Here is a 24,256-nt window from a genome sequence, read left to right as displayed (position 1 = left end):
TTCCTCCTAGAAGGCTCGATTTTTAAAGTGTAGCAAAAGTGGTCACGATGCGTTGGCAAACCTCTTCCAGTACGGACTTCGGCATAGCCACATTGAGGCGGGCATGAAGAGTTCCCTCCTCTCCAAAGTCCAAACCTCGATTCAAGATAACCTTGGCTTCATTCTTCAAAAGCTCTTGCAAGCGGTCATCCGTTAGGTCATAGGCTGAAAAATCAAGCCAGATCAAGTAGGTACCTTGCGGTTTCATGACCTTAATCTTGGTTTCGTTGCCCAAAACATCCACTACATAGTAAATGTGGTCCTCAATGACTTCTTTCAACTCTCCTAACCAGTCCTTGCCATAACGGTAGGCAGCTTCTGTCGCCAAATACCCCAAGCCTGAGATTTCATGTTGGTTATTGGCCAACTGGCGTTTTTGGAAAGCCACACGAAGCTTTGGATTTTCAATAACTGCATAGGAATTCTTGGTTCCAGCAATATTAAAGGTTTTAGTGGCACTGCTCAAGATAAGGGCAAAATCTTTAAAAGCAGGATCAATGGTATTAAAAGACTGGTGTTTGTGACCAAAGAGAGCCAAATCTTGGTGAATCTCATCTGAAACAAGCAAAACACCGTGTTTTTGGCAGAGATGACCAATCTTTTCTAACACTTCCTTTTCCCAAACACGTCCACCAGGATTGTGGGGATTGCAAAGGATATAAAGCTTCACATCCTCTTCCACCAATTCCTTCTCCAACTGGTCAAAGTCAATCTCAAACAACCCATCCTTTTCCACCAAAGAATTGGTAATCAATCTGCGATTATTCAGTTTGACACTGCGGGCAAAAGGTGGATAGACTGGTGTGTTAATCAGAACAGCCTCTCCCTCTTTTGTAAAGGCTTGAATAGCTGTTGAGATGGCCGGTACCACTCCCTCGATAAAGACGAGGGCATCCTTGTCAAAGCGATAGCCGTGTTGTGTGGCTTCCCAGTCCTGAACCGATTCAATCAAAGCATCGCTAGCATAGGTATAGCCATAGACCAACTGATCTGCGTAGGCTTGTACAGCTTGTCGAACTTCAGGCAAAACCACAAAGTCCATATCTGCTATCCAAGCTGGTAGAACTTCTCGATCATCTTCCGCTTCTTTCCATTTATAAGTATGATGCCCAAAACGATTAGGCAGGCTTGTAAAATCATATTTTCCCATATCTGTCTTATCCTTCCAAAGCTTGGCGCAAGTCCGCAATCAAATCTCTAGCATCTTCAATCCCAATTGACAAGCGCAAGAGATCATCTGTTAAACCATAGGAATGGCGCACTTCTGCTGGAATATCCGCATGGGTTTGCGTCGTTGGATAGGTAATGAGACTCTCTACCCCACCTAAACTTTCCGCAAAAGAGAAGACCTTCAAGCTATTTAAAATATGAGGAATACGCTTTTCATCCACTACTTTAAAGGAAATCATCCCCCCACGTCCAGTGTAGAGAACTTCCTTGACTGCTGGAGAATCCTTCAAAAAGGCAACCACTTCTTGAGCATTGGCTGTAGAACGCTCCATACGAAGAGGTAGAGTTTTAAGACCACGAATCAACTGATAACTATCAAATGGTGACAAGACCGCACCTGTCGTATTCAAATTGTAGAACAGTTGCTCATATAGTTCTAAACTATTAGTCACAACTACCCCAGCCAAGACATCATTGTGCCCTGCTAGATACTTGGTTGCTGAATGAAGAACAATATCCGCACCATCTTCAATCGGACGTTGGTAAATCGGACTGTAGAAGGTATTGTCTACCACTACCTTGGAACCCTTGGCATGAGCTAGTTTGGCTAGTTTGGCAATATCAAATTCCAACATCAAGGGATTGGTTGGCGTTTCGATATAGAGAACATCCACATCTTTCTCTAACTCAGCGATCAACTCTTCTTCTGTATTGGCATAGGTAAAATGGAAACGGCCTTCCTGCTCCACTTGGTTGAACCAACGGAAAGAACCCCCATACAGATCACGAACAGCCAAGACTTTACTTCCTACTGGAAAGACACTAAAGGCCAGTACAATCGCAGCCATTCCTGAGCTTGTCGCTAGGGCATAGTCCGCTGATTCAATAGCCGCCAAAACCTCCTCCGCCTTACTGCGAGTTGGGTTTTTAGTCCGAGTATAGTCAAATCCCGTAGACTGACCGAACTCCGGATGCTGATAAGTGGTTGAAAAATGAAGCGGTGTTACCAAGGCACCTGTTGCCTTATCTGACTTGATTCCCGCCTGGGCCAAAATTGTGTTGATGTGTAGTTCTTTGCTCATACAATACCTCCAAATCTATAGTAACTATTGTACCACTTATTTTCACTAACTCATTTTCTTGTTTTCAAGAGCTAGCTATAGTTTCAAACTATATAAAAACGATAGTTCCTTAAGAAACTATCGTTTTTCCTGTTGAATAGACTGGTTATTTAACGTGTTTTGCCAGTTCTTCTTGCGCTTTTTTATTTGATTCTTCTTTTTCTTTCTGCCATTTTTCTTTAGCTTTTTCATACTCATCAGCCGTTACAGTCTTATCTTGTAACTTGAGGTACTTGTATGATTCGACACCCTTATTTCCAGCTTGTGAGAATGGTGATGAGAATGGAACTGTCTTTCTCAAGGTCGGTGTTCCACCCTGAGAAACGTTTGGAATAGCAAGGGCGCTATCAACGAGCCAAGCTTGAATTTCAGCATATTTTTCATAACGTTTTGCTGGTTCTTGCTCCTTGTTCGCTTCTTCTAACATTTGAGTGTAAGTATCCAGACCAACTGCCTTAGCCTTGTCATTGACCTCACCTGGTTCTAGACCAATGTTTTGCAACATACCACCGTTATTGACATTTAAGATATCAAGATAGCTTGATGGATCCAAGTAGTCCGCACTCCAACCGCCATTATAGATATCAAAGTCTTTTTGAGCTGCAGTTTGAGCTAGGTAGCTAGAGTTGTCAAAGTCATCTGTTGATAGCTGTTGGATATCGATAACCACATTCTCAGCTCCTAGAACAGATTCGATGGATTGTTTCAAAGAACTTGCTTCAAGTACACCTTTTTTAGCTGATTGGTCAACTGTTACATCCAAGTGGATTGGAAATTGCACACCCTTAGCTTCCAATTCTTTCTTAGCTTCTGCAAATTTAGCCTTGGCCTTATCAGGATTGTAGTATGGATCTTGCGCATCTGCAAAGTTGATTCCTTGCCATTCTTGGCCATAGTTGACCATCTTTTCTGAAACAACATCGCCAAAGTCTTTTCCGTTGATACTTACAAATGTTGGAGGTACAACCAAGTTACGAATAATCTTTGTCGCTCCGTCCTCCCCTTGAGATTGTGCTCCATAGGCTGTACGGTTATAAGCATAGTTGAAGGCTTGACGGAAGTTTTTATTCAGAACTGCTTCTTGGGTTGATTTCTTTTCGATATCTGAAGATTTAGACGTGAAGTTATAAGACTTTCTGTCCAAGTTGAAGTTCAAGTAATAAGAAGTTGCGTTTTGCATACTATAGATGATGTTATCCTTGTTCTTCTCTTTAATACCTTCAAAGCTTGAGCTATTTGGGTAGAGACGCGCGTAGCTGTATACTCCTTCTACAAAGTTACGTGCTAGTGCATCTTGGTCACTACCATCATAATAGGCCAATTTCACATCATCCACAAAGACATTTTTTTCATCCCAGTAGTTGGGATTTTTCTTGAATTCGATAACAGATTTTGAAACAAACGATTTCATCAAGAAAGGTCCATTGTACAAAATACTAGAAGGGTCTACCTTACCAAAGTCATCCCCTTTTGATTTTAAGAAATCTGCATTGACAGGGAAGAGAATGGTTGAAGTTGTTTTAGAATTCCAATAAGATTCTGGACGTGTCAAAGTGTACTGAACTGTTTGGTCGTCAATCGCCTTAACACCGACAGTTGAAAAGTCAGTTGTTTTCCCGTTGATATAGTCATCCAAACCTGCTACAGAGTCTTGAACCAGGTACAAGGCTTCGGATTTTTTATCAGCAGCATATTTCAAACCTGTCACAAAGTCTCGTGCCGTTACAGGGGCATATTCTTCACCCTCATAAGTATACCATTTTGCATCCTTACGCAATTTGTAAGTATAGGTCAAACCGTCCTGAGAAACAGTCCAATCCTCTGCCAATGATGGAACATAGTTACCGTATTGGTCATTTTCCATCAACCCATCCACCAAATTGGTCACGATGTCATTGGTTGTTGCACGGTTTTCTGCAAGATAGTTCAAACTAGATGGATCGCTCGAATAAACATAGTTATATGTTTTAGTAGCGCTACTTGAATTTCCACATGCGCTCAGTAAGATACCTGCGCTTAACACGACACTTGCAAGTGTCAGATACTTGGCCTTAGACTTTTTCATTTCCAGAACCTCCTGTTTAAAAGTTTTGTCTTATTATACAGCTTTAGTTTTATTTAGTCAAGTAATTTCTGAAGAAAAACTTAAAAAAGCATATTTTTTGCTCTTAATTTTAGAAAAAGTTCTCTTTTTTTAAGAAAAATGTAGTATAAAAACCTTTCTATTAAAGAAAGGTTAAATTCATTGCTTTTATTTATAAATCTTTTTACGATATTTTCAATCGTGTCCGTAGTCGGTCTGCTTGAGCTTTGCCGATTATCTTGTCTAAGAGTCGTGTCCGTAGGCTCATCAAACCATAAAGACCTCCTCCAAGCCCTCCGATGAGAGCCACATAAAGGAAACTCCAGAAACGTCCACTTGGTTGGAAGACAAAACCGAGTAGCCACTGCAAGAAGCCAACTAGGATAAACATGACAAGTGTTAAGATGGTAATCAAAATGGTTCGCTTCAAGATTATCTTTCGACGAGCACCCGTTACCTGACAGATGTCTCGGTACATTAGGACATTTGGAATAATCAAGCCGATAGTCGTTGAAATCAAAGGACCGTAACTATGGAAAATAGCAATGGTTGGCAATTGCAAGACAATCTTAGCAATGGAACCATAGATAAAGTATAGAACTGCCTTGCGGTTTCGGAACATGGCCTGAAGCATAGGAGACAAGACCATATACAAGCCTAGGATAGTAGACTGCAAAACTGCAAAGACAAACAAGCCCATGGCCAGACTATCTGGCTTACCGTAAAAGACTGTATAAAGAGGCTCCCCTACCATGACCACTCCAACCGTTGCAGGTAGTAGAAATAAGAAGAGCATGGTAAGGCTATCTTGGACTAGGCGAGCCGCCGCTGGCAAGTCACCTTTTACATAGTTTTCCGTCAAAAGCGGCAAGCCGACACTACCAATGGAAACCCCTACAGAGATTAAAATCATGGTAATTTTATTAGGATTGGCAGAGAAATAAGAAAACATGACAACCAAGTCTTCATTGCTGTAGTTGGTAAACCACTTCATACTATTGATAAAGGTCATCTGGTCTAAGATTTGGAAGAGTTGAATGGCTGATCCTGTCAGGATAAAGGGAATGGCTTCCTTGATGGTATCGACTAAGAGTCGCTTACTATTGATCCTATCCCGTGTTTCAAAAACTCTTTTAAGCAAACCTTCTTGAGCAAGGAAGTAGATCAAAACTGCAAAACTTGCTACCATCCCTACAAAGGCTGCAAAGGTCGATTGGGTAACGGCTGATAAGTAGTCACCAGAACCCATCTTCATAATGAAGAAGGTTGCCATCAACATCCAGATAACACGGATCACCTGCTCAGCGATTTGACTCATAGCATAGGGTTTGAGGTTATTCATCCCTTGGAAGAAACCTCGGATGACACTCATAGATGGGAAAATCAAGACCGCCCAAGCCAAGCTCTGCATGATGGGAATCAGATCTTTCCCCACACCTGACAAATCTGCTAGCCAGGGAGAAAAGAGATACAAGACCAAAGCAAAGACTAAGCCCAAGCCCGTCATAAAGCTTAGGAAACTCCGAATCAAGGCAAAGCTATGCTCTTCTTCTCGCATAGTATTGTACTTAGCCACTTGTTTGGCAACCGCAACTGGAATACCAGCTGTCGAAATCAGCAAAAACCAGGCGTAAATATTGTAGCCCATGGTAAAGAGACCATTTGCCTTGGCTGCATAGGTTCCCATCCAGATATACCAGGGAATAATGTAGATAGCCCCAAGAAGGCGACTAATAAAGTTACTAGCTGTTAGCCAAGCAGTCCCTCGCAACATCTGGGCCTGCTGGTGATTGTTTTCGTTAGACATAGCTTCCTCATTCAATTTTGATAACTAGGAAATTTTCCTCATCTTCCATTATAAACTTTTCCTTGTTACTTGTAAAATTCAGACTTTCGGTTTACAATAGAAAGTATGATAAAGATTGAAACCGTGTTAGATATATTAAAGAAAGATGATCTCTTCCGCGAGATTATCGACCAAGGACACTACCACTACAACTACAACGCAGTTGTTTTTGATAGCATCAGTTACGACAGCCGAAAAGTAAAAGAAGGCACTCTTTTTTTTGCAAAAGGCGCTGCCTTTAAAAAAGAATACCTTCTTTCTGCTATAACTCAGGGCTTAGCCTGGTATGTTGCCGAAAAGGACTACGAAGTCGGTATCCCCGTCATCGTTGTGAACGATATCAAGAAAGCCATGAGTTTGATTGCGATGGAATTTTATGGTAATCCGCAAGAGAAACTAAAAATTCTCGCTTTCACAGGGACAAAAGGAAAGACAACATCTGCTTACTTTGCTTACCACATTCTATCTCAACGCTACCCAACAGCCCTCTTGTCAACTATGAATACAACTCTAGATGGCAAGACCTTCTTTAAATCTTCCTTCTCAACACCTGAAAACATCGATCTTTTCGACATGATGGCTCAGGCTGTTAAGAATGGTCGAACCCATCTTGTAATGGAAGTCTCTAGCCAAGCCTATCTTGTTCATCGAGTCTATGGCCTGACCTTTGATGTAGGTGTCTTTCTCAACATCACTCCTGACCATATCGGACCGATTGAGCATCCTAGCTTTGAAGATTACTTCTACCACAAACGTCTCTTGATGAAAAATAGCCGAGCAGTTGTCATTAACAGCGACATGGATCACTTTTCTGTACTGAAAGAACAAGTGGAACATCAAGAACATGACTTCTATGGTAGCCAGTCAAGCAATCAAATCGATAACTCCAAAGCCTTTAGCTTTTCAGCTACAGGTAAACTCGCTGGTGATTATGATATTCAACTCATTGGCCACTTTAACCAAGAAAATGCCGTTGCTGCAGGACTTGCCTGCCTCCGTCTAGGCGCTAGTCTTGAAAATATCAAAAAGGGAATCGCTGCAACCCGCGTTCCTGGACGTATGGAAGTCCTGACTCAGAAAAATGGAGCCAAAGTCTTCATCGACTATGCCCACAATGGCGATAGTCTTAAAAAACTGATTTCTGTTGTTGAAACTCATCAAACTGGAAAGATCGCTCTGGTTCTCGGTTCGACTGGAAACAAGGGTGAAAGTCGTCGCAAAGACTTTGGTCTCCTCCTCAATCAACATCCTGAGATTCAAGTCTTTCTCACCGCTGATGACCCCAACTATGAAGATCCAATGGCCATTGCTGAAGAAATCAGCAGCTATATCAGTCATCCTGTCGAAAAGATTGCCGATCGTGAACAAGCCATCAAGGCGGCCATGGCCATCACAAATCAAGAACTCGATGCCGTAATTATTGCTGGTAAGGGAGCTGATTGTTACCAGATCGTACAAGGAAAGAAAGAAGACTATCCTGGAGACGCAGCTATCGCAGAACGTTATCTATAAAAAAATCAAGGGAATATTTCCCTTGATTTTTTAGTCTTCTTTCTTAAATGAGTTTTTAAGACCTTCAACGGCACCTTCTACAGCACCTTTAGCATCTTCAACTACTTCTTTTGCTTTCGCAACTGTTTTTTCTACAGTGCCTTCTGCTTCTGTCTTGCTATCGCCAGTAACTTTACCAAATCCTTCTTTGATAGCACCAGTTGCTTGATCCAATTTATTTTCAAGTGACATAGCTCTGTCTCCTTTGCTTTTAATACGATAAACGTTATCGCTTACATTCAGTTTATGCTTATTCTTTAGCAAAGTCAAACAATCAGCTCAAAATGAAGCCATTAAGACAAATAGAAAGTCAACCGTTCCTTATCAAAATCAGCAGCTAACTCATACTTTCCATCTTCTTTTTGCACAATATAGCCCAGGACGACCAAACTATCCACAAAGATATCACGGCGTTTCTGCATCAGTTGATCTTTTTTGAGGAATTTTAACAAAAAAGTCGTCATATATTTGAGGGCATACTCAGGGTTAACATCTCCTAAAATATCATAGAGTTCCAGCTGTTTTTCTGTCAAAGGATATTGATTCTTGACCTTGTAGAAATAGTTGGATAGAGTCATCTTTTCTCTTGCAAAGTCCGTACGTTCGACTAAAATGGCGGCATTGGTTTGATTGCGCAATTCTGTCTCAAAAGTCTTCTCCAGCAAGCCTTGATAGACTGGACTGTCCTCTCTGATAAAAATCTCTTGATCAAGGGCTAAATCATCCGTAGATTCTAAAAAAGGGAGATTGAGCGAATAGTGTTTATTTTCCCTTAGAATCAAGCCTGCCTTTATATACTCTTCCATAAGCTTATCAACTGATACATCTGGAAACTGGGCCTTGATTTCTCGTAGAATCACATCGTCATGCTGATCCAGATAGTCAACCAAATCTATAAAAAATAGTTGTCGAGTCAAACGAGAAGGATTAAAAATCTGAATCATGAAGATTCCTTTCTTTACATTTTAAAAGAGGGGATGCTGCTAACTGACTAGGATTGGTCCCTGGCTGATTCAGAGGCACGGCTATTCCTAGTTCTCTATAGTATTTATTCCAGAAATCACTAATTTCCTGCTCCCCGTCCCCAAATTGCATCGGAATAGTCTCAAAAATAGGCAGGATTTCTGCGATATACTGAGAGCAGTAAAAGCCAGATCCATCTGGATAAAAAGAGGCATTATAGGGTGCACCCAAATGTTTGCTAGCTCTCTCCTTTACCAAGTCAGCTTCCAGCTCTGGATAGACATAAAGATCGTAGAGATGAGTTGGTTCAAAAAATTCAGCCGGTTCTTGACAAATGACACCAGCTTGCCCACTAGCATGGTAGATGAAACCATCCAAAAAGATGGCTACATGACTATAGTTCCCAGTAGAAGTTTGGATGGCCTGCCCCATATCTGAAAGGTCCTTCACAAAAATCAAATCGCCATTTGCTAACATGCTTCTCTCCTAGAAAAAAAGGAGTTAAAACTCCTTTCGATATAAGACAAACTAGCCTTTCCTATTTTGAACTGACATCAGGAACTTACCCATTAAAGCTCTCAGTCAACTGAGGCACCACTTGTTTCTTACGTGAAACAGCACCTGAAAGGAAAGCGTGGTTGTTTTCAAGTTTGAAGTTAAAGGCTGCTTCCACCTTGTCCATGTTTGATCCAAGAGCCAAAATTTCAGAGTTTGAGTTGACGATGTCTGTAATCATCAAAACAAAGTCAGAGTAGCCGTTTGCCGCATTAGCAGCTTGCATTGCTGCTTCGATTTCTGCTTGGCGTTCCAAGACTTCAGCAATATCAACTGTATTGACTTGGGCAACACGAACCTTATTTTCGTTGAGTTCAAATGTCTTAGCATCGATGTCAATCAATTCTTCAGCAGATTTACTAGCCAAGTTTGTACCAGCTTTCAGCATAGCGAGACCGTACTCTTCCAAGTTCACACCTGCTAATTCTGCCAACTCAGGAGCAATGACTTTGTCAGATGGGTGTGTTGTTGGTGATTTCAAAAGAAGGGTATCTGAAATCAAACCTGAAAGCATCAAACCTGCGATTTCTTTAGGAACTGCCACACCATGTTCTTTGAACATGCGGTAAACGATAGATGAAGCTGATCCAACTGGTTCCAAGCGCATGTAGAGCGGGCTGGCAGTTTCAAAATTAGCCACACGGTGGTGATCCACAACTCCGTAAACTTCTACTTCAGCAATATCTGACACTGATTGTTGGAATTCATTGTGGTCAGTCAAGATAACTTGCTCTGCACCTTCTGCTTTAGCAGATGTAATGACGCGTGGTGCTTCTACACCAAAATAGTTCAAAACGAAAGCTGTTTCTTCATTAGGAGTTCCAAGTGCTACTGCTTCTGTGTCCAATCCATAAGCCTCTTTTGCAAGATAGGCAAAGGCTACAGATGACCCGATGGCATCTGAGTCTGGATTTTGGTGACCAAATACTAGAATCTTAGACATGATAATACCTCTTTAAATTTATTCATCTTATTGTAGCACTTTTTTCCTCTTTTGACAAAAGTAAGAGGAGTCAAAAGACTCCTCGTTAGACATCAATATGGTTGACTAGATTCTTCTCTTGATTTTCAGATAAAAATCGTTCCTTCTGTGGACGTTTCTTTCGTTTTAGGAGAGCCTCTGCAGACATGGCTTCTTCCTTACTGGCAAAACCCTCTACATAGATAAGCTTGACTGGCAAGCGAGCTCGGGTATACTTGGCCCCCTTACCACTATTATGAACGGCAAGGCGCCTCTTCACATCCGTTGTATAGCCAGTATAGTACGACCCGTCGCGACACTCCACCACATACATATAGGCCTTATGATCCATAGTAAATCTCTTGAATTTCTGGGGTATAGGAACCATCATCATTGTGAACAATGAGAGGTGGTAAGACCTTAAAGCCACTCGTTGAGCCATCCTTGATAGCTTCGATTAAGAGCATATTGGCCTCCTTCTCACGTTTCGGATAGACAAATTGCAGGCGCTTAGGAGCTAAATTATGGCGTTTGAGCATGTCCAAGATATCCAAGAGCCGATCTGGACGATGAACCATGGCCAAACGGCCATTAGACTTGAGAATACTCTGAGCACTTCGGCAGATTTCTTCTAGGTTAGTCGTAATTTCGTGTCTGGCCAGAAGGTAGTGTTCACTCTCGTTGAGATTGGAATGCGGATCCACCTTGAAATAAGGCGGATTACACAAAATCATATCCACCTTACTTCCCTGAATGTGGGCAGGCATATTTTTCAAATCATCACAGATGACCTGCATCTGCTCTTCCAAACCATTCAATCGAACCGAACGCTCTGCCATATCTGCCAAGCGCTCCTGAATCTCTACAGATAATATCTGCGCCTGAGTACGAGTGCTGGCAAAAAGCCCTACTGCCCCATTTCCTGCACAAAAGTCCACAATTAAGCCCCGTTTAGGGAAGCGAGGAAAGCGTGATAAGAGAACACTATCTACCGAATAGCTAAACACCTCTTTATTTTGAATGATCTTGATATCTGTCGAAAAGAGCTGGTTGATTCGCTCTCCTGGTTTTAATAATTGTTCTTCTTTCATACTTTTATTATAACAAATTATGTTAATATTACAAATGATTTGGATAATCGTATTTATGGTTTCTTCTTTAAATGATCAAGTGCCTCACGCGTCCAAACAGGCATCATTCGTCCAAGTGGTGCAAAACCGTGCTTGATACGATCATTTGAAAAACGTCTCCGTCTTGGCAATTGATGTTTTTCCTCTTCCAAAGTACGGATAGAAAGACTAGCCTTCCCAGTGTATTCGTCAAAATCCACCACCTGTACTTGAACTTCATCACCAATTTTTAAAATGTCATAAATATTCTCAATAAATCCCGTCCGAATCTCCGAGATGTGAATCAGCCCTGTCACCCCTGTCTCTAACTCAACAAAGGCACCATAGGGCTGAATTCCTGTAATACGCCCAGTTAGCTTATCACCAATTTTCATCCTAGTCCTCAATTTCAATCGTTTCAATTACTACATCTTCAACTGGTTTATCCATGGCCCCTGTCTCAACAGCTGCAATGGCATCCAAGACCGCAAACGATTCCGCGTCTACCAATTGCCCAAAAACAGTATGGCGACGGTCAAGGTGAGGAGTTCCACCTTGTTCTGCATAAATCTCAGCGATTGGTTCAGGCCAACCACCACGCGCAATCTCTTTCTTAGAATATGGCAAATGTTGGTTTTGCACGATAAAGAACTGGCTACCATTGGTATTTGGACCCGCATTGGCCATAGAAAGGGCACCACGGATATTATAGAGCTCCTCAGAAAATTCATCTTCAAAAGCTTGTCCATAAATAGACTCACCGCCCATACCAGTACCGGTTGGGTCCCCGCCTTGGATCATAAAGTCCTTGATAATGCGGTGGAAAATGACACCATCATAGTAACCATCTTTTGAAAGAGCAACAAAGTTGGCTACTGTTTTAGGAGCATGTTCAGGGAAGAGCTTGATACGCAAGTCTCCGTGATTTGTCTTAATGGTCGCAAGAGGACCTTCTACTGTTTCAATATTTATTTGTGGGAAATGCAATTCTTTTTCTACCATACCAAATCCTTCTAAGGCATCAAAAATGCCATCTTCTTCTACTGTTTTTGTAATATAATCTGCTTTTTCTTTAATCTTTTCATGGGAAACACCCATAGCAACACTGATTCCAGCATAATCAAAGAGTTCTAAATCGTTAAGACCGTCCCCAAAGACCATAACATTCTCTGGTTTCAAGCCTAAGTGCTCCACCACCTTGGCTACACCAGTTGCTTTTGATCCTGAAATCGGCACGATATCAGATGAATGTTCATGCCAACGCACCATGCGAAGTTTACCAGAGAGACTATCTGGTAACCGCAAGTCATCCCCTTTTTCCTCAAAGGTCCACATCTGGTATATGTCCGCTTTTTCATGAAAATCTGGATCCACATCCAAGTTTGGATAAATCGGATCAATAGCCTCACTGATCAGTTCTGTTCGAGTGGAGAGTTTGGCGTCATGACTGCCAACCAAGCCGTACTCAATCCCTTCTCGCTTGGTCCAAGAAACATACTCCTCAACATCTAACTTCTCAATCTGATGCTGATAAATGACCTGGCCTTTTTTATCTTCTATATAAGCCCCATTTAGGGTTACAAAAAAGTCCGGCTTGAGCTCACGAATCTCTGGAACGACACCGAAAATACCGCGCCCAGAGGCAATTCCTGTTAAAATTCCTTTTTCACGTAACTGTTTAAAGACAGTGGGAATTGTAACTGGAATAAAACCTGTCTTTGACGTACGCAAGGTATCATCAATATCAAAAAAGATGATTTTAATCTTCTTTGCCTTGTATTTTAATTTTGCATCCATCTCTCTACCTCTTTTTTATCACTCCTTCCATTATACCATAAACCTTAGGAAATTCCTTTTTTGAAAAAAGATGAAAATCCTATCAAAAAGAGAGCCAGTATAACTAGCCCTCTCTTTTCATTCTAGAACATCTCTAGAGCAATCATGGTAATCATCGTTGCATCATAGTAGTTGTCCAAAGGTAAATCTTGTGTGAAAATGTATTTATTTTGCTGAAGAAGTTTCAGATAACCTTCTCCCTTGTCAGACGCATAGGTAATCGGTGCCAAGAAACTACCTGCCTGATATTGATTGAGGGCCGTTCCGTTCAAGTCATAACCAGCATAAATGCGTTGCTCTTTCATAAAGAAATCCATCATCTTTTGAACGAGTTTTTGGTTTCTTTCATCCTGGCTCTGTGACAAGTGATAAGGCAAACGACAAGCGTTATAAGAATACGCTCCATCATACTGAGATTCGATAGTGTTGGCATCAACAAGGCGTGCCCCTGACTTCTCAGCCCAGATAAAGTCTGGCAAGAGACCCGTATCAGAATGAGAACTGATTTGCTCCAGTTGCCCAAGCATCTTATCCTTAATGTCTAACCACTGTTGGTTTCCAGTCAGGTCATAGAAAGACTGGAAATAGTGGGGAAGGGTATCAGACGTCCGCATTAAGTAATAATAATCGGAATCCTTGTTTGCCCAGTTTCCTACTGTTAAAACACCTGTCTCTTCATTGTAATTGTATCGAAGAATATCTTCTAAGATTTTTTTAGCTTGCGCTTGGTATTCCTGCGCTTTATCTGGCCACTGCTTGGCTGCTTCAATCAAAGAATAAGCGATATAGAGATCACCATCGGTTGCGTTTTGCTTCTCAACCGTTTCGCTACCATTTGTGATCACTTGCTTCCAAGACATCAACTGCGTTCCCTCAATACGATGATTTTGATAATAGCGATAAAGATTCTCAAAATCTGCTTGTGTCGCTTGCCCTTTTTGAGCTGCTAAAACCGTTATGAGCATGCCGTAACTTTGAGCTTCAGATAGAACTGTTGTTCCCTCCGAATCACTCGTCGTACGAACATAAGACTGATCGCCTTTTGTAACAAGGAACTGTTGGCTCCATTGGCTGTAAATTCGATTCCGCATCTCGATTTTAGTCCTTCCTCTTGCCAAAAACAAGGCTAAACAAAAGATAGAAAGAATGAGCACAAACCAGACATATTTTAATTTATTCGTTTTCATAGAACCTCCTATCCTGCAAATCGCTTGGTTTTAACCCACTTGGTTTCTTTCCGTCGGAGTACTTTGTCCAGCACGATTGAAGAAATGGAATCAATGGAAACAACGATAAACATCTGTGCATAAGTGAAATAGGCAGCCAAAGCCAACCAGATTTGCTTTGTAGTAGCTTGTCCAAATTGACTTGCCAATGCTGTCATAATTTGCATCAAATAAAGACCAATCATGAGAATCCAGTTGAAGAGCATGAGCTGGGCGATGTAGATATTATCCGCATCAAAAGCAAATGGAACCCTGACATCTGGGAAGAAAAGATTAAGGCAGATCGCTAGCACATTCGCTAGGAAAATCAAATCCGATAGAACAATGGCAAAGTTAAACCAAAAGAAAACACAAGAATAGTTAAAGACTTCTAGTTTAACGCGCCAGTTTGCTCTGCCAAATAAATGCTTAAAGTTCGAGAGAACAACTTCGTAATTTCCTTTAGCCCAACGTTTACGTTGCATATAGTAACTCTTTAAAGTCTCAGGTTCTTGTTGGAAAGCCTCTGAATTATAGGCAAGGGCAATCAACTTCCCACTCTGCATGATTTTGAAGGAAATATCGGTATCCTCAGTTAAGGCACCATTTTTCCAACCACCGATGCTCTTTACAAAGTCGGTTTGAATGATAAAGTTGGTCCCTGGGATACGCCCAATTTTAAAGAGATGCCACATTCCAACGTGGTGCACGCGCTGAGTAACAACGATTTCTTCGTTGATACAACGAGTCAAGAAATTTTGATTGGCATTTCGAGTCTTGTTGCGACCAAAAGATGCCACGTGGCGTTCTGGATCCTTCATCACTTCTTTTACAAGGAAATAAAGGGCATTGTTTTCAGGCATAGCATCCGCATCATAGACACAGATGTATTCTCCCGTTGCCATCTTCAGGGCATCGTTTAGAACACCTGCTTTTCCTCCTGTCCCAGTACGGTCGATAATAGTCAGATTTCTTTCTGCATATTCAGGCATAGCTTGTACAGACAAACACTCTGCATAGGTGTTGTCCGAACAATTATCTGCAAATAGAAGCAACTCCACACGGTCGTGAGGGTAGTTCATATCCAAGATAGCTTTTGCCGTCTGTGCAATAACCACATCCTCATTATGAGCAGGTACGACAATGGTAACCTTAGGGTAATAAGGAAGTGGCGAGGTATCTACACGAAAATCACTATGTTTGAACCAAAAGTGAACAGCTGAAAAGAGAATTACCAAGCCCCATGCTAGAGAAATCCAAATAGTAAGCAGGGTAAAAATCATTAACATTTGACTAATCATGATTCACCGCCTTAAAATTTTTGTTCACTCGATGGTAGAGAATACTGTATGCAATAAATAATATGACAAAACAAATGCCAAAGGTAAGACTGAGTCCCAAAGCAATGCCAAAAAATATATTGGTTAGAGTCATGTTTCCCTCCTAATATTCTACAATTACATCTGTCTCTAATTGACGTTTGAGATGACTGGCAATATCCGAATAGTCTTGGTATTTATCTTTATTATCAGAGTTAATCACCAAATAGCCTGTTTGGAACTGAATTCCTTGATTGCCATCTTCTCCATGAAAAACTAAACTGCTCAGTTTCTCCCGCAAATCACTCAGATAGACTTCCTTTAAAGAACGCTTATTACTACTAGATAGAACGAGAAAATTACCATCTGAAACGTAATAGAGTTTATCGTTGTAACTCAATTCCTGAGAAATTACCTCTTGAATGCGACTGAGCATCTGGTTATGTTCTTTGGGTTTAATCTGGAAGAACAAATCTTCATGTGCCCAATGAATCAATAAGGACTGTACCGTCACATCACTTTGTTCAGTTACCATAGCATGGTAATCTGCTCGAGCTGCGTCCTCCTGTTCTTGTACCTTTGAGGCCACCTTGAAGAAATAATAACGAACCTTAAGTAGAATCCCAATCAAAAGAGGAAAACTGATTAATAAGAAGACCAGTTGAATGATTGGGATATAAACCACACCCGCAACCAAAACGATAAGTCCAAGCCCAAATGTTAAGATAAGGGTCCAAGTAAGCAAAAGGTCAGATAATACTAACACTGCAAACAAGGCTAAAGCTAAAAACAAGATTTGTTCTAAAATAATCTCTCGAGCAAAGAAAAAAGAAAGCCCTAAAAGAAGTGACTCGCACCCCAGAAAAGCGAGGAGCCAATTTCTAAATTTATTCCATTTTTTCATTACGCCTCTTCCCCCTCTTTAAATTCAGATACAGATTCAGCAATACCAAAATAATGTTGTATAGCACGAACGATTCGTTCAGAGGCTTTTCCATCTCCATAAGGATTTGGTGCCTGAGACATTTGTCTATAAAGGGGTTCATCTGTTAAGAGGGCTGTCATCGCTTCTTTTACACGTGCAGGATTCGTACCAACTAACTTCAAGGTTCCTGCGCGAACCCCTTCTGGGCGTTCCGTCGTATCACGAAGGACGAGAACAGGTTTGCCGAGGGAAGGCGCCTCTTCCTGGACACCGCCAGAGTCAGTCATGATAAAATCACTTCTTGAAGCCAAATTATGAAAATCGAGTACATCTAAAGGTTCAATCAAGTGAATACGATCGTGACCAGCTAAGATATCTTTTGCTACTTCTTGCACAGCAGGGCTAAGGTGAACAGGATAAACAACTTCAATTTCCTGATGAAGATCGACCATCTCACGTAAAGCTGTAAAGACATTTCTCATTGGTTGACCTTGATTCTCACGACGGTGCATGGTTACCAATACAAGTTTCTTATTTGGATCCAATTGATCTAGAACTTCATGATAGTAATCCGATTGAACGGTTAGTTTCAATGCATCAATGGCTGTATTTCCCGTAATGACAATAGCAGACTCAGGGTGATTTTCCTTGAGGAGATTTTCTTTACTCTCACTTGTTGGAGCAAAATAAAGATCCGCAAGGTTATCTGTCATCTGACGATTCATTTCCTCTGGGAAAGGAGAATACTTATCAAAGGTCCTCAGACCAGCTTCAACGTGGCCGATACGTACCTGATTATAGAAAGCAACTAAACTTGCTGCAAAAGTTGTCGTTGTATCTCCATGAACAAGAATCATATCTGGACGTTCTTGCTTAACAATTGGATCAAACTTTTCTAAAATTTTTCCAGTAATATCTAAAAGGGATTGATTTTGCCCCATAATATCCAAGTCATAATGCGGCTTGATGCTAAACGTTTCAAGAACTTGATCTAGCATTTGACGGTGCTGAGCTGTCACAACTGTAATCGTCTCAATACTATCACTATGTTTTTGCAATTCTAACACTAAAGGGGCCATTTTAATAGCTTCTGGTCGTGTTCCAAAAACAACCATCACTTTCAATTTCTTCATTATGGTATCCTTCTACTATAATAAAATTTGACACATCAGATTAATCTTTATATCGAATTATTGCGCAAATCAATTAATTTGATTATCTTAATTATTTTACCGCTAATTAATTTATATGTCAAATTTTTCCAAGTATATTATTGCATTTAATTTAATTTTAAATAATCGTAATATTTTTGTAACGCTGTGATTTACAGCTTGTAAACCTTATACCTTAAAGTTTCCTTAAAATTTTTTTGAGTGAAGTATTTTTTAAACATTCTAAAACTTACCATTATCTAAATATTTATTTTTTCTTAATAATTCAGATAATTATATTTTAGCGTTTCATAGAATGCATCTCATTTTCTAATACGAAAAAATCCCTCTCTAATGAAAAAGGAATTTACGACTTCTTGCTATTTTAAAGTTAAACCTTATAAAATCTGTCTTAAAACAAATTTTTCGACAGATACAAGACCAATTCTCCGATATCTTCACAAACCGCATTCATGGCCGGTTGATGGTTCTGATACCAAACACCCGTCCCATCTGGAATATAACCTCGTTTGATGTACAATCTCTGGGCAGGCCCATACCCTGAATGGAGCCCAACACCAAGGGTCACCTTATCTGATGTGAGCTTAACTCGTTTTTCCGCTTCTTCCATCAAGAGATTTCCAATACCTTGATTTTGAAAGGGCTCAAAGACATTGAAATCTGAGAGTTCTGGATAGATTTCTGCAAAAGGACCATGTTTAGCAGAGGGCAAAATTGTGATATAGCCCGCTAAAGCACCCTTAACCTCTGCAACTAAGACTTCTCTCTCCCCACTTTCTTGCTCCTTAAAGTATCGAGTTAAAATCTCCTCTCTACCCGTCCAACCTTGGCTGATAAATCCTCGAGATAGATCTTTAATGTCAGATTCTTGCATTTTTCTAATTGAACATGTCGTCTTCATAAGTTGCTCCTTTATAGCTTTCTCCTACCATTATAGCACGATAATAAGGATTAAAAGAAAAAACCTAGTAAGACAAAAGAATCTTACTAGGTCAACAGGGAATCTTTTCTAACAAAATCCTATAAAAATCTGGAAAAGAGGTCCACCCAGACTGAACTCGCCTTCTCATTTCCATGCTCGTGAAAAAAAGACCCGTTGGAGTCTTAATTCGCTTTCTTATTTTCAAGCTCATGAAAAAGAGGTCCACTGGACCCAACTCGCTCTCTCATTTCCATGCTCGTGAAAAAAAGACCCGTAAGGGTCTTTTCTTTAATCTTCGTTTACGAAAGGCATCAAAGCCATTACGCGAGCGCGTTTGATAGCTGTTGTTACTTTACGTTGGTTTTTAGCTGAAGTTCCTGTTACACGACGAGGAAGGATTTTCCCACGTTCTGAAACGAAACGGCTAAGAAGCTCAGTATCTTTGTAATCAACATATTCAATTTTGTTTGCTGCGATGTAATCAACTTTTTTACGGCGTTTGAATCCGCCACGACGTTGTTGAGCCATGTTTTTTCTCCTTTATAGTATTAATTGTCCATTAGAATGGTAAATCATCATCTGAAATGTCCAATGGATTTGTTGCTCCAAATGGATTTTCAGAACGTGAAAAGTCTGGTACTGGGTTTGCAGGTGCTGATTGACCAGCAGTTGGTGCAGAATAAGCGCCACCTGAATGTCCTTCACGCACTCCGCGACTTTCCAACATTTGGAAATTATCCGCCACGACTTCTGTTACGTAAACACGTTGTCCTTGCTGGTTATCGTAACTACGAGTCTGGATACGGCCTGTGATCCCGATAAGAGAGCCTTTTTTAGCCCAATTAGCAAGATTTTCAGCCTGTTGACGCCACATAACGACATTGATAAAATCAGCCTCACGTTCGCCATTTTGACTCTTAAATGTACGGTTTACTGCAAGAGTAAAAGTCGCAACTGCTACATTTGATGAGGTATAACGCAACTCAGCGTCACGCGTCATACGCCCTACAAGTACAACATTGTTAATCATAATCTACCTTCTTACGCGTCAAGTTTGACGATCATGTGACGAAGAATGTCAGCGTTGATTTTTGAAAGACGGTCAAACTCTTTAAGAGCTACGTCGTCGTTAGCTTCAACGTTAACGATGTGGTAAAGTCCTTCACGGAAATCTTGGATTTCGTATGCAAGACGACGTTTTTCCCAGTCTTTTGATTCAACAACAGTTGCACCGTTGTCAGTCAAGATAGAGTCAAAACGTGCTACCAAAGCGTTTTTCGCTTCTTCTTCAATGTTTGGACGAATGATATAAAGAATTTCGTATTTAGCCATTGATATGTTCCTCCTTTTGGTCTAATGACCCCCAGTCTTTGCAAGGGGTAAGTGAGGTTCGCTCACAATAAACCATTATACTAGAAAAACTGATAGATAGCAAGTAAAAAAGATAAAAGTGAAAAAATAACTTTATTACTTAGAGATAACATCCTCTTTGAGTTTCAAAGCTTCGGCCATCTCTTTCAAAATGAAAAATAGCAAAAAGCTGGCTAGTACTAAAATGAGCCCTAAGTAAAGGAAGGCTACTACAAATCCTAGATAATCAATCAACCATCCCGTCAGAGGAAAAATGATAATCATGCTTAGGCTGAACATCATAGAGTAGACACTTAGCATGGTTGCCCGTACCTCACTTGGGAGTCGCTTTTGTAAATCATTATCAAAAATCGGCTGAAAGAGAGCATATAAGGCGTTACTGATCAAATAAACCAAAATATAAATCAGTGGCGTACCAAAATAGGAAAGCAAATAAGTTCCTCCCGTCAAGAGTACAAGAATGGGAAAGAGCTTTAAGGCTGAATACTTCTTTCCAATCTTACTTGCTAGATAAACTGCCCAGATATTCAAAACACTGCCCATCAACATGACCATCGAAATCTGCCACCCTTCTAAGTCAGGCAATTGATTTTGATAGTAAAAATAAAACATGCACATCAGTGTCCCGATGATTTGGGAAAGAATCATCCAACTAAAAAGACTGGGATTTCTCCGCAACTCCTCTTTGACAGTCCAGATTATTTTTTTCATTGTCAAGCGCTCAGATTTTTGCGCTTTAACACTAGGCTCTTTTAGCATCCAAGTTAGGAAAAGAACGATTATAGAAGTAACAATCATGATATAGTAGGTCAAGTGCAATTGACCATGGACAAAAAATCCCGCTAAAACGGTCCCCAAAGACCGAGTCCCTTCTGCGACTCCTGACATAAAACTGGAGATAGACAAGTAGCGCTCTTTTAATCCAGCCTCCACAGCCGAATCATAAACCATGGCTGCACTCGTCCCCGAATCAAAATTATAAGACAAGGCACTCACCACCATAGCGAGTGCGTAAATCCAAAAATTACCTTGCCCTGCTAACATGAGAATAGACGAGGTAATCCCAGCTATTCGACTTAAATATAGATTGGTTTTATAGGAATAGCGGTCAGCTAACATTCCAGAGGGAATTTCACAAATGACACTGGTGGCATGAAAAATACTTTCCAATAAGCCAATCTGCCAAAGTGACATCCCATTTTGACTGAGAAATAGAATCCAAAAGCTGGTAATGCCCAGAAAGGCAAAAAATTCCACACCAGCCATGAGACCGATATTCTTCCGGTAATTTCGTTTAAACATGGTTTCTCCTTTAACAAGTGTATTTGTATCTTTGTGTTTGTCACTTGTTAAGCTGTGCTTTACATGTTTCCCACCTCTTCTTTCTTCTACTTTGAAAAAACGCCCTAAGGGCGTTTGGATTTATTTTATGGTTTGATACGGTGCAACATACGTGGGAATGGAATGGCTTCACGGATGTGTTTGGTTCCTGCTGCGAAGGTTACCATACGCTCGATACCAATCCCAAATCCTCCGTGTGGTACTGTACCGTATTTACGAAGGTCAAGGTAGAATTCGTATTCTGTACGATCCATACCAAGTTCTTCCATCTTAGCGACAAGGGCATCATAGTCTTCCTCACGCATAGAACCACCGATGATTTCTCCGTAACCTTCTGGTGCAAGCAAATCTGCACAAAGCACGCGCTCTGGATTTCCAGGAACTGGTTTCATGTAGAAGGCCTTGATAGCTGCTGGGTAGTTCATGACAAAGGTTGGTACACCAAAGTGGTTTGAAATCCAGGTTTCATGTGGTGAACCAAAATCATCTCCATGCTCCAAATGCTCATAGTCAGCATCTTCATCATTCTCATGCTCTTGCAAGAGGTCAATGGCTTGATCGTAAGTGATGCGTTTGAATGGCTCTGCAATGTAGCGTTTCAAAAGATCTGTATCACGTTCCAAGGTTTCCAAGGCTTGGGGAGCACGGTCAAGTACACCTTGAAGAAGGGCTTTTACGTAAGCTTCTTGCAAGTCAAGTGATTCATCGTGTGTCAGGTAGGAGTACTCAGCATCCATCATCCAGAACTCAGTCAAGTGACGGCGTGTTTTTGATTTTTCAGCACGGAATACTGGACCAAAGTCAAAGACACGGCCAAGAGCCATAGCACCTGCTTCTAGGTAAAGCTGACCTGATTGGCTCAAGTAGGCTGGAGTTCCAAAGTAGTCCGTTTCAAAGAGTTCTGTTGAGTCTTCTGCCGCATTTCCTGAAAGAATTGGGCTATCAAATTTCATGAAACCGTTCTTGTCAAAGAACTCATAAGTTGCATAAATGATCGCGTTACGGATTTGCATCACAGCCACTTGCTTACGAGAACGGAGCCACAAGTGACGGTTGTCCATCAAGAAGTCGGTTCCGTGTTCTTTTGGTGTGATAGGGTAGTCTTGAGATTCACCAATCACTTCGATGTCTGTAATATCCAACTCATAGCCAAACTTAGAACGTTCGTCTTCTTTGACAATCCCTGTCACATAAACAGAGGTTTCTTGGCTCAAGTGTTTGATCGTTTCAAATTTTTCAAGACCTACCTCTTCACCAAATTTTTCAATGAAGTTTGGTTTGAAGGCGACTCCTTGGAAAAAGGCTGTTCCGTCACGCAATTGCAAAAAAGCAATTTTCCCCTTTCCTGATTTGTTGGCAACCCAAGCTCCGATGGTCACTTCTTGACCAACGTAGTCTTTTACATCGATAATTGTTACACGTTTTGTCATAATCTATCTTCCTTTTTTCGTTTAACTTGTCCGAAGACATCATTACCCACTATTTTACCATAAATAGACTACGATAGCTAGGTTCGACCAGAGAAAATTCGCGAGATTTTCGTTACAAAAAATCTTCGCCAAAAAGGCGAAGATTTTGAGTTTTATTTTTCCATAAACTGATGCAAACGGCGAATAGCTTCTTTCAAAGTATCCAAGTCTGTGGCATAGCTGAGACGAACATTTTCTGGTGCTCCAAATCCAGCTCCTGTAATCAAGGCCAGTCCGACTTCTTCGAGAATAGCCGTTGCAAACTCTGTCACATCTGTATAACCCTTCATTTCCATCGCTTTTTTAACATTTGGGAAGAGATAGAAGGCTCCTTGGGGCTTGACAACTTCAAATCCTGGTACTTGGCACAAGAGTGGATAAATGGTATTCAAACGTTCTTCAAAGGCTTGACGCATGGTTTCAACAGAGTCTTGCGGTCCAGTTAGGGCTTCAATGGTAGCATATTGTGATACAGCAGTCAGGTTGGAGGTTGTTTGTCCTGTTAGCTTGCTCATGGCAGCGATAATTTCAGGATTTCCTACTGCATAACCTACCCGCCAACCAGTCATGGCATAAGCCTTAGATACTCCGTTGATAACGATGGTTTGCTTGCGAATGGCTTCTGATAGACTAGAGATTGGAACAAATTCATTTCCGTTATAGACCAGACGTCCGTAGATATCATCTGCTAGGATGAGGACATCATGTTCAACCGCCCAATTTCCGATAGCCAAGAGTTCCTCACGAGAGTAAATCATACCAGTCGGATTCGATGGCGAATTGAGAACTAAGACCTTGGTCTTATCTGTTCGGACTGCTTCTAGCTGCTCCACTGTTACTTTAAAGTGATTGTCTTCTTTGGCCTGGACAAAGACTGGCACTCCTTCTGCCATTTTGACTTGATCTCCATAGCTGACCCAGTATGGTGTAGGGATGATGACCTCATCACCTGGATTGACCACAGCCATAAAGAAGGTGTAGAGAGAGAACTTAGCACCAGTGGCAAAGGTAACCTCGTTAGCCGCTACGGAATACCCATAGTAGCGTTCAAAATAGGTATTAACCGCCGCTTTTAACTCTGGTAGGCCTGAAGCAGCTGTATAGAAGGAAGCACGTCCATCTCGAATCGCTTCTACCGCTGCCTCCTGAATGTTTTCAGGAGTATGAAAATCAGGCTGTCCCAAGGTTAAGAAAAGAACATCCTTTCCCTGAGCTTTTAATGCTTTGGCTCTTGCATCACTGGCTAGAGTGACGCTTTCTTCCATTTCTAGTACACGTTTGGATAGTTTCATATGCCC

The 24,256-nt window shown here is 41.0% G+C and carries 24 protein-coding genes; 1 reads left to right on the top strand and 23 read right to left on the bottom strand.

Going from position 1 to position 24,256, the window contains the following annotated elements:
* Positions 1-22: 22 nt before the first annotated feature.
* The 4 genes from PG086_RS07600 to PG086_RS07585 all read right to left on the bottom strand — a co-directional run bounded on the left by PG086_RS07600 (position 23) and on the right by PG086_RS07585 (position 6,220).
* The gene (locus PG086_RS07600) at positions 23-1,189 is read right to left on the bottom strand and encodes a MalY/PatB family protein (protein ID WP_270748429.1); all 1,167 of its coding nucleotides are present in this window, start codon (positions 1,187-1,189) and stop codon (positions 23-25) included.
* A gap of 7 nt (positions 1,190-1,196) precedes the next feature.
* Positions 1,197-2,291 carry a cystathionine gamma-synthase gene (locus PG086_RS07595; protein ID WP_167265314.1) on the bottom strand — a complete coding sequence of 365 codons (1,095 nt, stop codon included), beginning with the start codon at positions 2,289-2,291 and terminating at the stop codon, positions 1,197-1,199.
* 145 nt (positions 2,292-2,436) lie between these two features.
* Positions 2,437-4,395 carry a peptide ABC transporter substrate-binding protein gene (locus PG086_RS07590; protein WP_084853346.1) on the bottom strand — a complete coding sequence of 653 codons (1,959 nt, stop codon included), beginning with the start codon at positions 4,393-4,395 and terminating at the stop codon, positions 2,437-2,439.
* 202 nt (positions 4,396-4,597) lie between these two features.
* Complete coding sequence (locus PG086_RS07585) at positions 4,598-6,220, bottom strand: putative polysaccharide biosynthesis protein (protein ID WP_070696319.1); 1,623 nt, start codon at positions 6,218-6,220, stop codon at positions 4,598-4,600.
* 105 nt (positions 6,221-6,325) lie between these two features.
* Between PG086_RS07585 and PG086_RS07580 the strand changes: the two genes are divergently transcribed.
* Positions 6,326-7,771: a UDP-N-acetylmuramoyl-L-alanyl-D-glutamate--L-lysine ligase gene (locus tag PG086_RS07580; protein ID WP_270748426.1), complete on the top strand. Its 1,446-nt coding sequence runs from the start codon at positions 6,326-6,328 to the stop codon at positions 7,769-7,771.
* Between the two features lie 30 nt (positions 7,772-7,801).
* On the opposite strand, the gene PG086_RS07575 is transcribed toward PG086_RS07580, so the two are convergent.
* From PG086_RS07575 to PG086_RS07485, 19 genes are all read right to left on the bottom strand, one after another.
* Positions 7,802-8,002, bottom strand: coding sequence for a CsbD family protein (locus PG086_RS07575; protein ID WP_000051179.1), 201 nt, complete (start codon positions 8,000-8,002; stop codon positions 7,802-7,804).
* Between the two features lie 101 nt (positions 8,003-8,103).
* The gene (locus tag PG086_RS07570) at positions 8,104-8,754 is read right to left on the bottom strand and encodes a DUF1803 domain-containing protein (RefSeq protein WP_167265310.1); all 651 of its coding nucleotides are present in this window, start codon (positions 8,752-8,754) and stop codon (positions 8,104-8,106) included.
* The gene (locus PG086_RS07565; RefSeq protein WP_167265308.1) at positions 8,738-9,250 is read right to left on the bottom strand and encodes a YiiX/YebB-like N1pC/P60 family cysteine hydrolase; all 513 of its coding nucleotides are present in this window, start codon (positions 9,248-9,250) and stop codon (positions 8,738-8,740) included. Before PG086_RS07565 ends, PG086_RS07570 begins: the two co-directional genes overlap by 17 nt.
* 85 nt (positions 9,251-9,335) lie before the next feature.
* On the bottom strand, positions 9,336-10,271 hold the full coding sequence (locus PG086_RS07560; protein WP_167265306.1) for a manganese-dependent inorganic pyrophosphatase: 936 nt from the start codon (positions 10,269-10,271) through the stop codon (positions 9,336-9,338).
* Between the two features lie 85 nt (positions 10,272-10,356).
* The gene (locus PG086_RS07555) at positions 10,357-10,641 is read right to left on the bottom strand and encodes a GIY-YIG nuclease family protein (RefSeq protein WP_000349631.1); all 285 of its coding nucleotides are present in this window, start codon (positions 10,639-10,641) and stop codon (positions 10,357-10,359) included.
* On the bottom strand, positions 10,631-11,380 hold the full coding sequence (locus PG086_RS07550) for a tRNA1(Val) (adenine(37)-N6)-methyltransferase (RefSeq protein ID WP_167265304.1): 750 nt from the start codon (positions 11,378-11,380) through the stop codon (positions 10,631-10,633). Before PG086_RS07550 ends, PG086_RS07555 begins: the two co-directional genes overlap by 11 nt.
* A gap of 53 nt (positions 11,381-11,433) precedes the next feature.
* Positions 11,434-11,793 (bottom strand): S1 RNA-binding domain-containing protein, encoded by a 360-nt coding sequence (locus tag PG086_RS07545; RefSeq protein WP_042902736.1) that lies wholly within the window; start codon positions 11,791-11,793, stop codon positions 11,434-11,436.
* A gap of 1 nt (position 11,794) precedes the next feature.
* On the bottom strand, positions 11,795-13,195 hold the full coding sequence (locus PG086_RS07540; RefSeq protein WP_270748419.1) for a bifunctional Cof-type HAD-IIB family hydrolase/peptidylprolyl isomerase: 1,401 nt from the start codon (positions 13,193-13,195) through the stop codon (positions 11,795-11,797).
* 122 nt (positions 13,196-13,317) lie between these two features.
* Positions 13,318-14,421 (bottom strand): glycosyl hydrolase family 8, encoded by a 1,104-nt coding sequence (locus PG086_RS07535; RefSeq protein ID WP_084853338.1) that lies wholly within the window; start codon positions 14,419-14,421, stop codon positions 13,318-13,320.
* Between the two features lie 8 nt (positions 14,422-14,429).
* A complete protein-coding gene (locus PG086_RS07530) occupies positions 14,430-15,740 on the bottom strand; it encodes a glycosyltransferase family 2 protein (RefSeq protein ID WP_167265298.1) in 1,311 nt (436 codons plus the stop codon).
* Between the two features lie 142 nt (positions 15,741-15,882).
* Entirely contained in the window at positions 15,883-16,662 is a 780-nt protein-coding gene (locus tag PG086_RS07525; RefSeq protein WP_084853337.1) for a hypothetical protein, read from the bottom strand.
* Positions 16,662-17,816, bottom strand: coding sequence for a non-hydrolyzing UDP-N-acetylglucosamine 2-epimerase (gene wecB / locus PG086_RS07520; protein WP_268716340.1), 1,155 nt, complete (start codon positions 17,814-17,816; stop codon positions 16,662-16,664). The genes PG086_RS07525 and wecB overlap by 1 nt, the downstream gene beginning before the upstream one ends.
* A 430-nt stretch (positions 17,817-18,246) precedes the next feature.
* On the bottom strand, positions 18,247-18,756 hold the full coding sequence (locus PG086_RS07515; RefSeq protein ID WP_268716339.1) for a GNAT family N-acetyltransferase: 510 nt from the start codon (positions 18,754-18,756) through the stop codon (positions 18,247-18,249).
* A 309-nt stretch (positions 18,757-19,065) separates the two neighbouring features.
* Positions 19,066-19,305: a 30S ribosomal protein S18 gene (gene rpsR, locus PG086_RS07510; RefSeq protein WP_000068664.1), complete on the bottom strand. Its 240-nt coding sequence runs from the start codon at positions 19,303-19,305 to the stop codon at positions 19,066-19,068.
* Positions 19,306-19,336: 31 nt separating this feature from the next.
* Entirely contained in the window at positions 19,337-19,807 is a 471-nt protein-coding gene (locus PG086_RS07505) for a single-stranded DNA-binding protein (RefSeq protein WP_000609613.1), read from the bottom strand.
* A gap of 11 nt (positions 19,808-19,818) precedes the next feature.
* Positions 19,819-20,109 carry a 30S ribosomal protein S6 gene (gene rpsF, locus PG086_RS07500; protein ID WP_001151775.1) on the bottom strand — a complete coding sequence of 97 codons (291 nt, stop codon included), beginning with the start codon at positions 20,107-20,109 and terminating at the stop codon, positions 19,819-19,821.
* 135 nt (positions 20,110-20,244) lie between these two features.
* Positions 20,245-21,450: an MFS transporter gene (locus PG086_RS07495; protein ID WP_268716338.1), complete on the bottom strand. Its 1,206-nt coding sequence runs from the start codon at positions 21,448-21,450 to the stop codon at positions 20,245-20,247.
* A 125-nt stretch (positions 21,451-21,575) separates the two neighbouring features.
* A complete protein-coding gene (gene asnS / locus PG086_RS07490) occupies positions 21,576-22,919 on the bottom strand; it encodes an asparagine--tRNA ligase (RefSeq protein ID WP_084853333.1) in 1,344 nt (447 codons plus the stop codon).
* Positions 22,920-23,071: 152 nt separating this feature from the next.
* Positions 23,072-24,250, bottom strand: a complete 1,179-nt coding sequence (locus PG086_RS07485; RefSeq protein ID WP_270748414.1) for a pyridoxal phosphate-dependent aminotransferase — start codon at positions 24,248-24,250, stop codon at positions 23,072-23,074.
* Positions 24,251-24,256: the final 6 nt, after the last annotated feature.

The organism is Streptococcus halitosis, from assembly GCF_027691175.1.
Classification (GTDB): domain Bacteria; phylum Bacillota; class Bacilli; order Lactobacillales; family Streptococcaceae; genus Streptococcus; species Streptococcus halitosis_A.
Note: the sequence above shows the minus strand (reverse complement) of the source record. Positions and strands in the feature narration are given on the sequence as shown.

Bases quoted from the DNA above. Each gene is read 5' to 3' on its own strand.
- PG086_RS07505 (WP_000609613.1), bottom strand. From the start codon at position 19,807: ATGATTAACAATGTTGTACTTGTAGGGCGTATGACGCGTGACGCTGAG.
- PG086_RS07545 (WP_042902736.1), bottom strand. From the start codon at position 11,793: ATGAAAATTGGTGATAAGCTAACTGGGCGTATTACAGGAATTCAGCCC.
- PG086_RS07540 (WP_270748419.1), bottom strand. From the start codon at position 13,195: ATGGATGCAAAATTAAAATACAAGGCAAAGAAGATTAAAATCATCTTT.
- PG086_RS07565 (WP_167265308.1), bottom strand. From the start codon at position 9,250: ATGTTAGCAAATGGCGATTTGATTTTTGTGAAGGACCTTTCAGATATG.
- PG086_RS07575 (WP_000051179.1), bottom strand. From the start codon at position 8,002: ATGTCACTTGAAAATAAATTGGATCAAGCAACTGGTGCTATCAAAGAA.
- PG086_RS07600 (WP_270748429.1), bottom strand. From the start codon at position 1,189: ATGGGAAAATATGATTTTACAAGCCTGCCTAATCGTTTTGGGCATCAT.
- PG086_RS07590 (WP_084853346.1), bottom strand. From the start codon at position 4,395: ATGAAAAAGTCTAAGGCCAAGTATCTGACACTTGCAAGTGTCGTGTTA.
- PG086_RS07485 (WP_270748414.1), bottom strand. From the start codon at position 24,250: ATGAAACTATCCAAACGTGTACTAGAAATGGAAGAAAGCGTCACTCTA.
- PG086_RS07515 (WP_268716339.1), bottom strand. From the start codon at position 18,756: ATGAAGACGACATGTTCAATTAGAAAAATGCAAGAATCTGACATTAAA.
- PG086_RS07535 (WP_084853338.1), bottom strand. From the start codon at position 14,421: ATGAAAACGAATAAATTAAAATATGTCTGGTTTGTGCTCATTCTTTCT.
- PG086_RS07585 (WP_070696319.1), bottom strand. From the start codon at position 6,220: ATGTCTAACGAAAACAATCACCAGCAGGCCCAGATGTTGCGAGGGACT.
- PG086_RS07550 (WP_167265304.1), bottom strand. From the start codon at position 11,380: ATGAAAGAAGAACAATTATTAAAACCAGGAGAGCGAATCAACCAGCTC.
- PG086_RS07495 (WP_268716338.1), bottom strand. From the start codon at position 21,450: ATGTTTAAACGAAATTACCGGAAGAATATCGGTCTCATGGCTGGTGTG.
- PG086_RS07525 (WP_084853337.1), bottom strand. From the start codon at position 16,662: ATGAAAAAATGGAATAAATTTAGAAATTGGCTCCTCGCTTTTCTGGGG.
- PG086_RS07555 (WP_000349631.1), bottom strand. From the start codon at position 10,641: ATGGATCATAAGGCCTATATGTATGTGGTGGAGTGTCGCGACGGGTCG.
- wecB (WP_268716340.1), bottom strand. From the start codon at position 17,816: ATGAAGAAATTGAAAGTGATGGTTGTTTTTGGAACACGACCAGAAGCT.
- PG086_RS07560 (WP_167265306.1), bottom strand. From the start codon at position 10,271: ATGTCTAAGATTCTAGTATTTGGTCACCAAAATCCAGACTCAGATGCC.
- asnS (WP_084853333.1), bottom strand. From the start codon at position 22,919: ATGACAAAACGTGTAACAATTATCGATGTAAAAGACTACGTTGGTCAA.
- PG086_RS07530 (WP_167265298.1), bottom strand. From the start codon at position 15,740: ATGATTAGTCAAATGTTAATGATTTTTACCCTGCTTACTATTTGGATT.
- rpsF (WP_001151775.1), bottom strand. From the start codon at position 20,109: ATGGCTAAATACGAAATTCTTTATATCATTCGTCCAAACATTGAAGAA.
- PG086_RS07570 (WP_167265310.1), bottom strand. From the start codon at position 8,754: ATGATTCAGATTTTTAATCCTTCTCGTTTGACTCGACAACTATTTTTT.
- PG086_RS07595 (WP_167265314.1), bottom strand. From the start codon at position 2,291: ATGAGCAAAGAACTACACATCAACACAATTTTGGCCCAGGCGGGAATC.
- PG086_RS07580 (WP_270748426.1), top strand. From the start codon at position 6,326: ATGATAAAGATTGAAACCGTGTTAGATATATTAAAGAAAGATGATCTC.
- rpsR (WP_000068664.1), bottom strand. From the start codon at position 19,305: ATGGCTCAACAACGTCGTGGCGGATTCAAACGCCGTAAAAAAGTTGAT.